Here is a 13031-nt window from a genome sequence, read left to right as displayed (position 1 = left end):
GTGTTTATGCAACGAGGGATAGTCTGGATCGTTGATGACGATAGCTCCATCCGTTGGGTGCTGGAACGCGCGCTCAGCGGGGCAGGCTTAAGTTGTACAACGTTTGAAAGTGCCAATGAAGTGCTTGATGCGCTCACCACCAAAACCCCGGATGTACTGCTTTCCGATATTCGTATGCCAGGGATGGATGGACTTGCACTGTTAAAACAGATCAAACAGCGCCATCCAATGCTTCCGGTCATCATTATGACCGCGCATTCCGATCTGGATGCGGCGGTAAGCGCTTATCAGCAAGGGGCATTTGATTACCTGCCCAAACCTTTTGATATCGATGAAGCCGTCGCGCTGGTCGAACGCGCGATCAGCCATTATCAGGAACAGCAGCAGCCGCGCAATATACAGGCCAGCGGCCCGACCACCGATATTATCGGCGAAGCGCCGGCGATGCAGGATGTGTTTCGCATTATCGGCCGCCTGTCGCGCTCGTCGATTAGCGTCCTGATTAACGGTGAATCCGGGACCGGTAAAGAACTGGTGGCGCATGCGCTGCATCGCCATAGCCCGCGAGTGAAAGCGCCGTTTATCGCTCTGAATATGGCGGCAATTCCCAAAGATCTGATTGAATCAGAACTGTTTGGCCATGAGAAAGGTGCCTTTACCGGTGCGAACACCATCCGTCAGGGGCGTTTTGAACAGGCCGATGGCGGGACGCTGTTTCTCGACGAGATCGGCGACATGCCGCTGGATGTGCAAACCCGTTTGTTGCGCGTGCTGGCCGATGGTCAGTTCTATCGTGTCGGCGGCTACGCGCCGGTAAAGGTTGATGTGCGCATTATTGCGGCGACGCACCAGAATCTGGAGCTGCGCGTTCAGGAAGGCAAATTCCGTGAGGACTTGTTCCACCGGCTGAACGTTATTCGCGTCCACTTGCCGCCGCTGCGCGAACGCCGGGAGGACATTCCTCGCCTTGCACGTCATTTCTTGCAGGTCGCGGCACGCGAACTGGGCGTCGAAGCCAAACAGTTGCATCCAGAAACCGAAGCGGCGCTCACGCGTCTGGCCTGGCCAGGTAACGTACGTCAGCTTGAAAACACCTGTCGCTGGTTAACGGTGATGGCTGCGGGCCAGGAAGTGCTGATTCAGGATCTGCCCAGTGAACTGTTTGAAACCACGGTGCCGGACAGCCCGTCGCAGAGTTTGCCTGACAGTTGGGCAACGCTGCTGGCGCAGTGGGCCGATCGGGCATTGCGTTCCGGACATCAAAACCTGCTTTCTGAAGCGCAACCGGAGATGGAACGGACATTGCTGACCACCGCGCTGCGCCATACTCAGGGGCATAAACAGGAAGCAGCGCGCTTGCTTGGCTGGGGACGTAATACCCTGACACGCAAGTTGAAAGAGCTGGGAATGGAGTAACGTGCGGGTGAAATGTAAATTATGAATCTCAGCCGCAAATTGACGCTATTTTGCGCTTTACTGTTTATCGCAGTGAAGTATGATCTTGCCCGTTCACGGGGGAGTTCATGATGCTGGAATCAATTATCAGTGTGGTCAGTGCGGGCGTCGAAGCTGGCGCATCTGCAAGCCACACACCGCAAACGGCCATCGCGGCTGTTCTTTGCGCCGCGCTGGTTGGACTGTTTAGCTAGTTTCGCTTGCCGCCGCCGCAAGGCGCTATGCGTTTCAGGCCAGTGGTTTTTGCCCTGGCCTGATAACGCTTTCACTTAAATTACCCTTGAGAACTGCTGCATACGCGCTTTCTGGCGTAAATACGCATCAAAGCACATACAGATATTGCGGATCAGCAAACGCCCTTTCGGCGTGACCTGTAGCCCCTGCTCATTCATCCCCACCAGCCCATCGTTCACCAGCGGCGCTAACAGGCGTAAATCTTCAGCAAAATAGTCGCGGAAATTAAGATCCCATACGCGTTCCGTCGCACTGAAATCCAGCCGGAAATTACAAATCAGACTTTTAATCACATCACGGCGAATACAGTCGTCGCGGGTAAGCGCAATACCGCGCCACAACGCATCGCCGCGTTCGTCAACCTGCTGGTAGTAGAGCTTCAACTCTTTCTGGTTTTGCGCATAGCTGTCGCCGATCATGCTGATGGCGGAAACGCCCAGCCCCAGCAAATCGCTGTCGCCCTGCGTGGTGTAGCCCTGGAAGTTACGGTGCAAAACGCCGTCGCGCTGGGCAATCGCCAGCTCATCATCCGGGCGGGCGAAGTGATCCATACCGATAAACTGATAACCGGAGCCGGTCAGCGAAGCGATGGTTTGTTGCAAAATATCGAGCTTCTGCTGCGCCGAAGGCAGATCGGCGTCTTTGATTTTGCGTTGCGCGGCAAACAGCGTCGGCAGGTGCGCATAGTTAAAGACGCTCAGGCGATCCGGGCTAAGCTCTGCAACACGTTGTAGCGTAAAGGCGAAGCTTTCCGGCGTTTGTTTTGGCAAGCCATAAATCAGATCGATATTTGTTGAGGTAAAACCAATCTCGCGGGCATGGTTGAGCAGCGCAAAGATAAACTCTTCGTCCTGCTCGCGGTTGACCAGCCTTTGCACCTCTTTGTTGAAATCCTGCACGCCCATACTCAGGCGGTTAAAACCTTCCGCACGCAAATGGTCAAGCACATCGAGTTCAATTTCACGGGGATCGACCTCAATAGAGATCTCTGCGTCGGTATTGAAATCAAAATGGCTGCGCAGCAGCCCCATCAGGCGGCTGATTTGCGTTTTGTTGAGGTATGTTGGCGTACCGCCGCCCCAATGCAACTGGCTGACGTGGCGACCGCGAAACAGCGGCGCGCGATGGGCAATTTCCTGCTCCAGCGCATCGAGATATTGATCGGCCTTATGCTGCTGGCGGGTAACGATTTTATTGCAGCCGCAGAAGTAGCAAAGCTTGTGGCAAAACGGAATATGCACATACAGCGACAGCGGACGCTCAGGATAACGCGCAACCGCCTGGCGGAAATCCTCTTCACCGTAAGCGTCAGAAAACTCCAGCGCGGTGGGATAGGACGTGTAGCGCGGCCCGGAATAGTTATATTTCTGGATCAGGGCCAGATCCCAGTCGATAATTTGCTCTGACATTGCTTACTCCTTCCGATGACGCCGCTGGCGGTTCCGGCGGCCCGGCCTGACCTCGTTGCGGGTCATAAGCCGGTTGCGCAGCCACACTTTGCGCTGCGACAACCGCTGTAGTTTAACGAATAACCACACCAGATAACATATAACCGGAAGGGTTATAAGCAGGACGGGAAAGCCCATAGAAAAGGATCAGTTGCCGCCTTTCAGCAGGCGCATCATATCTTCCCGGCCTTCCTCTTCTTCTTCGTCTTCATCATCATCGTAAGAAAGGCCCAGTTTCTGCATCAACTCATCGATGCGGTCCAGTTTGGCGTTAACCCATGCTTGATCGTCAGCGCTCAGGGTTTCACCCTCTTCAAGACGTTCCAGTAGCGCGTCCAGGCGCTCATCCGTTTCCAGCATCTCCAACTCAGCCTGCGGTGAAAGCATAGTTTTCTCGCTCTTAGGTTTGTGCTGCTTGTTGACCGGTGTGTCGGTGACACCCAGCGGGATCGGTTTTTTGCTGCCAACGCGCGGGTCTTTCTGCAACTTGCCTTTACCGGTGCCAGAAGACTCACCGCCACTGTTCGCACGGCTGCCAGAGACATTACCGCGATGCTTTTTCTCGCGCTTACGATCGCGGCCTTCCTGATTCAATTCTTCACGGGTTTTGCGGCGCACTTTGCTGCGCGGATTGGAGGACGGTTTTTTCATAATGGTCGTCTTAAGTCGTTTTCTTCAGTATAGAATTGCGGCGGAATCTAGCAGAAAGCAAGCAAAGAAAAAAGGCGACAGTGTAAACTGTCGCCTTTTTTCTTGACCTTCAGCCCGTAACGGGCTTTACGTTCCCTGTTCGCTATCAACTGTTCCCTGTTTATCCTTTAGCTAAGAACGTTCCCTGTTGAGGTCCCTTTCCTTGCAAACATCTTCTGACGTTATCCTGTGGTCTTCGCCTCCTGGCGCTCCAGACCCCTCGATCCTTGAGTCTTCCTTCCCTTTCAGGCCTCCTGCCTTGTGTGGGTTACTTTACCCTTCTGAGCTACACAGACAAGCATTAACAGGACTTAAAACGCCAGTTTCAGACTATTCTTCAACCATAAGTTATTGATTAAAATATTCTTATCCATTTATCAACCTGAAATTTCTCTGAAAGTTCGCATAGCAGGAAGGGGCAATATCTTACACATAGCGCGGTAATGGCTTACGGCTGCCAGACAGGTTTCTGGCGAGAAAAACAGCCTTTTGTTCCGGTTCAGGTATAATCGCCGCATGCTTTGATGATGGAGACGACCGTTTTGACAAACCTGAATTACCAAAAGACGCATTTTGTCACCAGTGCGCCTGATATTCGCCACTTGCCTGCCGATACTGGCGTTGAAGTGGCTTTTGCCGGCCGTTCCAATGCAGGTAAATCGAGCGCGCTTAACACATTAACTCAACAGAAAAACCTGGCGCGCACCTCAAAAACCCCCGGCCGTACGCAACTGATTAACCTGTTTGAAGTTGCCGAGGGCAAGCGCCTCGTCGATTTGCCGGGTTACGGCTACGCCGAAGTGCCGGAAGAGATGAAACTCAAATGGCAACGTGCATTGGGTGAATATCTGGAAAAACGCCAGTGTTTGCAGGGGCTGGTGGTGCTGATGGACATTCGCCATCCGTTAAAAGATCTCGATCAGCAGATGATCTCATGGGCAGTAGAGAGCAACTTGCAGGTTCTCGTGCTGCTGACCAAAGCGGACAAACTGGCCAGCGGCGCACGTAAAACGCAGCTTAATATGGTACGGGAAGCAGTGCTGGCTTTTAACGGTGAAGTGCAGGTAGAAGCATTCTCTTCACTGAAAAAACAGGGCGTGGATAAACTGCGTGAAAAACTGGACGGCTGGTTCAGTTCCCTGCCGCCGGTTGAAGAAACCGACGCATAATCCTCAGGTGCGGCGTCCGCCGCGCTTTTTCTTTCGCGCAATAAAAAACGCCCCAGTCATTACTGACTGGGGCGGCTAAATATTCAGCCAAATCCGATTACGTGAAGTAAAAGGTCTGAAAGATAGAACATCTTACCTCTGTACCCTACGCAAATAACTCTACTCCCTTTTTGGATCCGGACAAAGCACTTTTTGTAATTTCTTTTCAATTTTTACATATGGAATTCTAATGATTGTCACAAAACTGCCGGCGATATGTTGCTTACTTACAGAAAAAGCCCCTTATTCACCGAACGCTTAGTGCGCTTGATCCCAGTTTTGCCCGCTCCCCACTTCCACCAGCAAAGGCACATCAAGCGTGGTGCTGCTTTCCATCAGTTCATGGATCTTTTTCGACACAGCATCAACATCATCTTTATGCACTTCAAACACCAGTTCATCGTGCACCTGCATGATCATACGCACCCGAGGTTTTTCGCTTTGCAGCCAGCCATCCACAGCGATCATTGCCCGTTTGATGATATCGGCCGCCGTACCCTGCATCGGTGCGTTGATTGCTGCACGCTCCGCGCCTGCGCGTCGGGCGGCATTGCTGGATTTGATGTCCGGCAGATAGAGGCGACGGCCATCCAGCGTTTCCACATAACCGCGATCTTTCGCCTGTGCTCGTGTGCGCTCCATATACTCCAGTACGCCAGGATAACGCTCAAAGTAAAGATCCATATACTTCTGCGACTCTTTGCGCGGAATATTAAGCTGTCGGGACAAACCAAAGGCGCTCATTCCGTAGATCAAACCAAAGTTGATCGCTTTCGCGCTGCGACGCTGTTCATTGCTTACGCTTTCCAGCGGCAAGCCGAAGACTTCAGCGGCGGTCGCCCGGTGAATATCTTTACCTTCAGCAAAGGCTGACAGCAGGCCTTTATCGCGTGACAGATGCGCCATAATACGCAGTTCAATTTGCGAGTAGTCTGCCGAGACAATCACATAATCTTTCGGCGCAATAAACGCCTGGCGAATGCGTCGCCCTTCATCATTACGCACCGGAATGTTTTGCAGGTTTGGATCGGTAGATGATAAACGCCCGGTTGCCGTCACCGCCTGGTGATACGAGGTATGCACGCGCCCGGTTTTTGGATTAATCATCAGCGGCAGTTTGTCGGTGTAGGTTGATTTGAGCTTGGCCAACCCACGGTATTCCAGAATGACTTTCGGCAACGGGTAATCCAGCGCCAGCTCTTCCAGTACCTCTTCTGAGGTTGAAGGCGCGCCGCCCGGCGTTTTCTTCAGCGGTTTAATCCCCTGTTTTTCAAACAGAATGGTTTGCAACTGCTTGGTTGATGAGAGGTTAAATGGCTCACCTGCAATGTCGTGCGCTTTTTTCTCCAGCTCAGCCAGGCGCAATGTCAGCTCTTCGGAATGCTTATGTAGCACCGCAGGATCAATATTGACGCCGTTACGTTCAATGCGCGAGAGCACAGGCACCAGCGGCATTTCGATATTCTGGAATATATTCAGCGGCCCGGCATTTTTTTGCAGCTCCGGCCACATCTTCAGATGCAATTGCAGCGTGACATCAGCATCTTCCGCTGCGTAGCGCCCCGCCTGTTCCAGAGCGATTTGGTTAAAAGTGAGCTGGTTTTTGCCCTTACCGGCAATCTCTTCGAAGGTGATGGTTTTATGTTGCAACCAGCGTTCAGACAGGCTGTCCATATCGTGGCGACCGACAACGCTATCCAGCGTGTAGGATTCGAGCATGGTGTCGAACGCGATCCCGCGTAGCTCAATGCCGTAGTTTTCCAGCACACCGCGATCGTATTTCAGGTTCTGCCCTACTTTGCGGGCATTCTCATCTTCCAGCAGCGGTTTAAGCAGTTCTAATACGCGATCGCGGGCGATTTGGTCAGGAGCATCAAGATAATCATGCGCAACCGGCACATAAGCGGCGACGCCTGGTTCAATCGCAAAGGAGAGGCCAACCAGATTAGCGCTGATATTATCGAGGCTGTCCGTTTCGGTATCAAAGGCAAACAGCGGCGCGCGCTTCAGTTTCGCGATCCACTGTTGCAACGTCTCTTCGTCAAGAATGGTGACGTACTGTTCCGCAGAGAGTGTGGCGGTCGGCATATCAGCTTCCGCTTCCACCACAATGGTTTCCTGCGGTTTGGCCGTGGGTTTCGCGCTTTTCGCCTGCAACCACTTACCGGCTTCGACGTCTGTTATCCAGCGTTTGAATTCATATTGCTTAAACAACCCAAGCAGTTCCTGAGCCGCAGGTTGCTGCACTTCCAGTTGCTCACACGTCAGTTCCAGTTCGACATCGGTTTTGATGGTCGCCAGTTGATAAGAGAGGTACGCCACCTCTTTATTCTGCTCCAGCTTCGCGGCCATGGTTTTCGCGCCACGGAAGGTCAATCCGGCAATTTTATCTGATTCAGCATACAGCGTATCCAGACCACCCAGCCCTTGTAGCAGCGCCTGCGCGGTTTTCTCGCCCACGCCAGGAACACCCGGAATGTTATCGGAGGAGTCGCCCATCAGCGCCAGGAAATCAATGATCAGTTCAGGCGGTACACCATATTTGGTGACAACCTCATCCGGGCCGAGAATGGTGTTGGTCATAGTATTGATCAACGTGATACCCGGCGTTACCAGCTGCGCCATATCTTTATCACCGGTACTGATCAGCACCGGGCGCCCCATTTTCTCGGCTTCTCGCGCCAGCGTGCCGATCACATCATCCGCTTCCACGCCAGAAACCGCCAATAGCGGCAGGCCCATTGCCTTAACCATGGCGTGCAGCGGTTCTATTTGCGCACGCAGATCGTCTGGCATCGGAGGTCGATGGGATTTGTAATGCTCAAACAGCTCATCACGGAAGGTTTTTCCTTTCGCATCAAATACTACGGCGGCATGGGTCGGCTGATATTGCAGGATCAGGCTACGCAGCATATTCAGCACGCCGTACATGGCACCGGTGGGTTCTCCGGCGCTGTTGGTCAGCGGTGGGAACGCATGATATGCGCGATAGAGGTAAGACGAGCCGTCAACAAGGATAAGGGGATTTTCTGGGATCTGAACCATGATGTCCGTGCCTGTTTATCAATTTATAGCTAAAGGATGCCACAGACAGGGAGAAAACATGAGTTTTTCACGGTATTTGCCGGAAAAGATTTCGCGATCGTCGGGATCGCTCGCACAATAAACCTGTGGATAAGTTTGTGAATAATTTCTGCCCGGCTGGATTTTTGTGCCCTTCTGTCGATCGTAAAAAAACACAATCACTTTAGATTTAATCAGTTACGCAAAGATAAAAGATCATTATTGCCTTTTGATGGCAATTTACTCTATGTGGATATAAGAAAAGTCAATCGGCATTCTCTATTCCAGAGGCACCGGGTATTACCAGCAAGGTTTAAGCATTCCTGCACTGGGTTTTCTGCTAAAATCAGCGCCTTACTCTTCTTTATTGTGTGCCTTTAGCAGCTAACTTTCTGAATACTTTAATTATGTCGAGATTGCTTGCAGTATTCACTCTGTTTATGAGTGTCCTGCTTACCATACTGGTTACTATTTTTTGCTCCGTGCCGATTATTGTTGCCGGCTTACTCAAGCTGCTGCTTCCAGTGCCAGTATTGTGGAGAGCAATCTCAGCCTTCTGTAATTTCATGATGTATTGCTGGTGTGTAGGCCTCTCATGGCTGCTGCATCTCAATCCACATTTAAAATGGGATGTTGAAGGGCTGGAAGGACTGAATAAAAAGAACTGGTATTTGCTGATCTGCAATCACCATAGCTGGGCAGATATCGTGGTGTTATGCGTGCTGTTTCGCAAACATATCCCGACGAATAAATATTTCCTTAAGCAACAACTCGCCTGGGTACCCTTTATTGGGCTCGCCTGCTGGGCGCTGGATATGCCATTTATGCGCCGCTATTCCAGAAGCTATCTGCTCCGTCACCCGGAACGCCGCGGCAAAGACGTGGAAACCACACGGCGCTCATGTGAGAAGTTTCGCTATCATCCCACCACGATTGTGAATTTCGTGGAAGGCTCGCGCTTTACCGAGGAAAAACGTCGCCAGACACGTTCCCCCTTCAAAAACCTATTGCCGCCAAAAGCGGCCGGTATGGCTATGGCGCTAAACGTGCTGGGAGAACAGTTTGATAAGTTGCTGGATGTTACTTTGTGCTATCCGGAAAATGATAAGACGCCTTTCTTTGATATGCTCAGCGGCAAGCTGACGCGCATTGTCGTACGTATTAATTTGCTGCCGGTGAATGAAGAACTGCATGGCGATTACGTCAACGACAAGAATTTTAAACGCAGTTTTCAGCAATGGCTGAATAAATTATGGTCCGGCAAAGATGAACATATTGACGCGATAAAAGCGCAATATAAAAACGCCGGTCATTGACCGGCGTTATTTTTTACTTCTTCTCTACCAGATATTTTACTGTATCTGCGTAGTCTTTCACGAAAGCATCCAGGCTGCTGCCGTCCATGCCCTGCTGGTTAACCTGGTATTTACCGTTAACGAACATGGCTGGAACGCCCTGCAATTGAAGGTCAGCAGCCGCTTTTTCCTGCTGAGCAACCAGTGATTTCACCACGAAGCTGTTCCACGCCGCATCATACTCTTCGCCTTTTACGCCAGCGCTGATGAAGACATCGCGGATGTCAGCAACGGACTGGACAGTCTGAGTTTTTTGCACCGCTTCAAACATCGGGGAAGTAATTTTATCTTCCACGCCAAGCGCCATTGCAACCGCCCAGGCCTGGGTCATTTCTTTACCCAGCGGCCCAAGAAATTCAACATGGTACTTGGTCATTTTGGTGCCCTGCGGCAGCTTTTCTTTCACAGCGCTGGCAACATGCCATACCTGTTCAAAGTCATAGCAATGCGGGCAATAGAACGAAAAGAACTCAAGGACCTGCGGCTCCCCTGCCACTGGTTTATCAAGCGTAATAAACTGCTTACCATCAGTGGGTTGAGCAGCTACGGCGCTAAAAGCCAGAATCATTCCTGCCAGCGCCAAAAAGATCTTCTTCATGGTTAATTCTCTCCATTTAATACATTGGTGTTAATGCTAAAGGTGGTTCTTGCAGAACATTCACCTGATCCAGAAAAATCGAAGTCTGCCTGCGCCAGTGATCTTCACTGCGCAGCCATGGAAAGTTTTTCGGAAACGCCGGATCGTCCCAGCGACGAATAAGCCACGCCAGGTAGTACACCTGACGCATGGCGCGAAGAGGCTCAATCAGGCCAAGTTCGGCACGATTAAATTCACAAAACTCTTCATATGCTTCGACGATCATCTCCAGTTGCATACGCTGCTCGGCTTTATCGCCATGCAGCAGCATCCATAGATCCTGTACCGCAGGCCCATTACGCGCATCGTCTAAGTCAACAAACATCGGCCCGTCACGCCAGAGAATATTTCCGGCATGACAGTCGCCATGCAGACGCAGAAGATTGAAACGGCTGTGCCACTGCTCCATGACAGCATCAATAAGCTTATCAACAGCGCTCAAAAATGCCTCTTTCAGCGACGCAGGAATAAGTGTGGTAGTTTCAAATAACTGGCGGGGTTCAATTAAATACTCTTTAACGCCAATATCCGGGCGATGAGTAAAACATTTTTTGCTGCCGGTTTGATGCAGTCGCCCGAGATAACGACTAACCCATTCCATTTGATCCAGATTGTCGGCTTCAAATTGCCGACCGCCAACGCTTGGGAAGACAGCAAAACAGAAATCCTGATGAGTGAGTAAGGTCTGGTGATTAAAGGCAAGCGGTGCGGCAACCGGTACATCATCGCGCTGAAGATCCAGGGCAAACTCGTGCTCTTCAAGGATCTGCGCGGCCGACCAGCGTTCAGGACGGTAAAATTTCACGACATACCGACGGCGATCTTCGTCCTGAAATTGATAAACGCGGTTTTCGTAGCTATTTAGCGGAGTAAGGCCAGAATCCACACGGATCCCCTGCGCAAATAGCGCATCCATGATGGTGTCGGGGTGTAGTGTCTGGAAAGTAAAAGCGTTACAGGTCATCCTGGCATCCGAAAATTCGACGAATAATTCAGGATACCATTTCGCGGCGCGTTCAGTGGCGCCGCTTACAAGCTTTTACTCTTTAATTACGCCGCGAGCGCGCAGCAGAGCGGTTTTAAAATCCTCTTCATAATCCTTCTGAATACCAGGGATGACGGCATCTTTCGCTGAGTCACGCATTTTCAGGTGATAAATCAGGATGTCATCACTTAAATCGGCCAGTTCACCCTCATAACCTGACTCTTGCGCCAGTTTCTGCAAGAATTGCATTAAGTTTAATTCGGGCTCTTTTTGCCACGCAGGCTGGAGAAGTTCGATAACTTCGTTCAGGCGTTTACATTTCATATTCGTGCTCCTTACTCTTGGTACAGACACGTTAGCAGGGTCAAACCCACAATAAAAGAGGCGATACTGGTGGCAGTAAGTGATGCGGTAACTGGCGTAATTCTGGCGGGGGGGAAAGCCTCACGGATGGGAGGAAATGATAAGGGATTATTGCAACTTAATGGCCAGCCACTTTGGCAGCATGTAGCGCAGAAACTGAAGCCACAAGTGACAGATATGGTAATTAACGCTAATCGAAACCTCGATATCTATCGTGCCAGTGGCCTGCCAGTGCTGACCGATACGCTACGTGATTATCCCGGGCCGCTGGCAGGAATTTTATCGGTAATGCAGCAACATTCAGGGCTATGGTTCCTTTTCTGTCCCTGCGATACCCCTCATATACCGGCAGATCTTGCCATACGGTTACAGAGAAACCGTCAGCAGGCTTTGGCTGTGTGGGTCCACGATGGCGAGCGGGATCATCCCACTATTGCGCTGATTCATCGCGATATCATGCCCTCTTTACAGGCATATCTGGCACGCGGTGAACGCAGGGTAATGGTATTTCTGCGCGAGGCTGGCGGCCATGCAGTGGATTTTAGCGATGTTAAAGACGCTTTCGCTAATGTGAATACCCCGGAAGACCTTGCTCATTGGCAGGAGTAACTATGATCCCATTACTGGCTATTGCCGCATGGAGCGGTACAGGAAAAACCACGCTACTCAAGAAATTGATTCCAGAACTTTGCGCTCATGGTATTCGTCCGGGCTTAATAAAACATACTCACCACGATATGGATGTCGATAAACCGGGTAAAGATAGCTATGAGCTGCGCAAGGCGGGGGCAGCACAGACTCTGGTCGCCAGTTCGCAGCGTTGGGCGCTGATGACAGAAACCCCGGATAAAACCAGTCTGGATCTGGCGTATCTTGCTGGTCGAATGGATGCAACGAAACTGGATTTAGTTCTGGTCGAGGGTTTTAAACACGAGCCCGTGGCTAAAATTATGCTCTGGCGACAGGACTGCGGGCATAATCTGCAAGAACTTATACTGGATGAGCACGTCATCGCGGTAGCCAGCGATGTAGCACTGGAACTTGATGTACCGGTGCTGGATATAAATGATATTGCTCAGATTGCTGACTTTATTCTTCATTGGCTACGCGCATAGAGCGTGTGACCTTTTATTTTATCTCAACGCAAAAAGGCCATCCTTACGGATGGCCTCTTCACGGATTTGATGCCTGGCAGTTCCCTACTCTCGCATGGGGAGACCCCACACTACCATCGGCGCTACGGCGTTTCACTTCTGAGTTCGGCATGGGGTCAGGTGGGACCACCGCGCTGTTGCCGCCAGGCAAATTCTGTTTACCCGCATGCCCCAAGGGCACACCGGTCTAATCTGTATCAGGCTGAATATCGTCTCTCACGCCAAAACATCTTCGGCGTTGTAAGGTTAAGCCTCACGGTTCATTAGTACCGGTTAGCTCAACGCATCGCTGCGCTTACACACCCGGCCTATCAACGTCGTCGTCTTCAACGTTCCTTCAGGACCCTTGAAGGGTCAGGGAGAACTCATCTCGGGGCAAGTTTCGTGCTTAGATGCTTTCAGCACTTATCTCTTCCGCATTTAGCTACCGGGCAGTGCC

The 13031-nt window shown here is 51.3% G+C and carries 12 protein-coding genes, 1 rRNA gene and 1 other annotated feature; of the genes, 6 read left to right on the top strand and 7 right to left on the bottom strand.

Annotated features, from left to right (window positions below; genetic code table 11):
* Positions 1-6 precede the first annotated feature (6 nt).
* Together glnG and C0557_RS26010 are read left to right on the top strand one after the other, a co-directional pair.
* Positions 7-1416 (top strand): nitrogen regulation protein NR(I), encoded by a 1410-nt coding sequence (gene glnG / locus C0557_RS26015; RefSeq protein ID WP_007369336.1) that lies wholly within the window; start codon positions 7-9, stop codon positions 1414-1416.
* Between the two features lie 110 nt (positions 1417-1526).
* On the top strand, positions 1527-1649 hold the full coding sequence (locus C0557_RS26010; protein ID WP_007369337.1) for a YshB family small membrane protein: 123 nt from the start codon (positions 1527-1529) through the stop codon (positions 1647-1649).
* A gap of 75 nt (positions 1650-1724) precedes the next feature.
* Here the strand turns inward: C0557_RS26010 and hemN are convergent, their stop codons facing one another.
* Together hemN and yihI are read right to left on the bottom strand one after the other, a co-directional pair.
* Positions 1725-3098 carry an oxygen-independent coproporphyrinogen III oxidase gene (gene hemN, locus C0557_RS26005; protein WP_208662419.1) on the bottom strand — a complete coding sequence of 458 codons (1374 nt, stop codon included), beginning with the start codon at positions 3096-3098 and terminating at the stop codon, positions 1725-1727.
* Positions 3099-3284: 186 nt separating this feature from the next.
* On the bottom strand, positions 3285-3788 hold the full coding sequence (gene yihI / locus C0557_RS26000; protein ID WP_208662417.1) for a Der GTPase-activating protein YihI: 504 nt from the start codon (positions 3786-3788) through the stop codon (positions 3285-3287).
* Positions 3789-4369: 581 nt separating this feature from the next.
* On the opposite strand from yihI, the gene yihA reads away from it, so the two are divergent.
* Complete coding sequence (gene yihA / locus C0557_RS25995) at positions 4370-4996, top strand: ribosome biogenesis GTP-binding protein YihA/YsxC (RefSeq protein ID WP_007369340.1); 627 nt, start codon at positions 4370-4372, stop codon at positions 4994-4996.
* 297 nt (positions 4997-5293) lie between these two features.
* On the opposite strand, the gene polA is transcribed toward yihA, so the two are convergent.
* Complete coding sequence (polA, locus tag C0557_RS25990) at positions 5294-8080, bottom strand: DNA polymerase I (protein ID WP_208662415.1); 2787 nt, start codon at positions 8078-8080, stop codon at positions 5294-5296.
* Positions 8081-8505: 425 nt separating this feature from the next.
* Between polA and C0557_RS25985 the strand changes: the two genes are divergently transcribed.
* On the top strand, positions 8506-9414 hold the full coding sequence (locus C0557_RS25985) for an acyltransferase (RefSeq protein ID WP_208663130.1): 909 nt from the start codon (positions 8506-8508) through the stop codon (positions 9412-9414).
* 13 nt (positions 9415-9427) lie between these two features.
* Here the strand turns inward: C0557_RS25985 and dsbA are convergent, their stop codons facing one another.
* From dsbA to C0557_RS25970, 3 genes are all read right to left on the bottom strand, one after another.
* Complete coding sequence (dsbA, locus tag C0557_RS25980; protein WP_007369343.1) at positions 9428-10051, bottom strand: thiol:disulfide interchange protein DsbA; 624 nt, start codon at positions 10049-10051, stop codon at positions 9428-9430.
* Positions 10052-10067: 16 nt separating this feature from the next.
* On the bottom strand, positions 10068-11054 hold the full coding sequence (locus C0557_RS25975) for a serine/threonine protein kinase (RefSeq protein ID WP_208662412.1): 987 nt from the start codon (positions 11052-11054) through the stop codon (positions 10068-10070).
* Between the two features lie 75 nt (positions 11055-11129).
* A complete protein-coding gene (locus C0557_RS25970; protein ID WP_064568898.1) occupies positions 11130-11399 on the bottom strand; it encodes a YihD family protein in 270 nt (89 codons plus the stop codon).
* Between the two features lie 69 nt (positions 11400-11468).
* Here C0557_RS25970 and mobA point away from each other — a divergent pair, with 69 nt between their 5' ends.
* Positions 11469-12047 (top strand): molybdenum cofactor guanylyltransferase MobA, encoded by a 579-nt coding sequence (gene mobA, locus C0557_RS25965; protein WP_208662409.1) that lies wholly within the window; start codon positions 11469-11471, stop codon positions 12045-12047.
* Positions 12048-12049: 2 nt separating this feature from the next.
* Positions 12050-12553: a molybdopterin-guanine dinucleotide biosynthesis protein MobB gene (gene mobB / locus C0557_RS25960; RefSeq protein ID WP_208662407.1), complete on the top strand. Its 504-nt coding sequence runs from the start codon at positions 12050-12052 to the stop codon at positions 12551-12553.
* Positions 12554-12624: 71 nt separating this feature from the next.
* On the opposite strand, the gene rrf is transcribed toward mobB, so the two are convergent.
* Positions 12625-12740: ribosomal RNA gene (gene rrf / locus C0557_RS25955) — 5S ribosomal RNA — on the bottom strand.
* Positions 12741-12848: 108 nt separating this feature from the next.
* Positions 12849-12930, bottom strand: a sequence feature (23S ribosomal RNA rRNA prediction is too short).
* Positions 12931-13031: the final 101 nt, after the last annotated feature.

This window comes from Kosakonia sp. MUSA4 (assembly GCF_013085925.1).
Taxonomy (GTDB): Bacteria; Pseudomonadota; Gammaproteobacteria; order Enterobacterales; family Enterobacteriaceae; genus Kosakonia; species Kosakonia sacchari_B.
Note: the sequence above shows the minus strand (reverse complement) of the source record. Positions and strands in the feature narration are given on the sequence as shown.

Bases quoted from the DNA above. Each gene is read 5' to 3' on its own strand.
- C0557_RS26010 (WP_007369337.1), top strand. From the start codon at position 1,527: ATGCTGGAATCAATTATCAGTGTGGTCAGTGCGGGCGTCGAAGCTGGC.
- hemN (WP_208662419.1), bottom strand. From the start codon at position 3,098: ATGTCAGAGCAAATTATCGACTGGGATCTGGCCCTGATCCAGAAATAT.
- C0557_RS25975 (WP_208662412.1), bottom strand. From the start codon at position 11,054: ATGACCTGTAACGCTTTTACTTTCCAGACACTACACCCCGACACCATC.
- C0557_RS25985 (WP_208663130.1), top strand. From the start codon at position 8,506: ATGTCGAGATTGCTTGCAGTATTCACTCTGTTTATGAGTGTCCTGCTT.
- polA (WP_208662415.1), bottom strand. From the start codon at position 8,080: ATGGTTCAGATCCCAGAAAATCCCCTTATCCTTGTTGACGGCTCGTCT.
- yihI (WP_208662417.1), bottom strand. From the start codon at position 3,788: ATGAAAAAACCGTCCTCCAATCCGCGCAGCAAAGTGCGCCGCAAAACC.
- mobB (WP_208662407.1), top strand. From the start codon at position 12,050: ATGATCCCATTACTGGCTATTGCCGCATGGAGCGGTACAGGAAAAACC.
- C0557_RS25970 (WP_064568898.1), bottom strand. From the start codon at position 11,399: ATGAAATGTAAACGCCTGAACGAAGTTATCGAACTTCTCCAGCCTGCG.
- dsbA (WP_007369343.1), bottom strand. From the start codon at position 10,051: ATGAAGAAGATCTTTTTGGCGCTGGCAGGAATGATTCTGGCTTTTAGC.
- glnG (WP_007369336.1), top strand. From the start codon at position 7: ATGCAACGAGGGATAGTCTGGATCGTTGATGACGATAGCTCCATCCGT.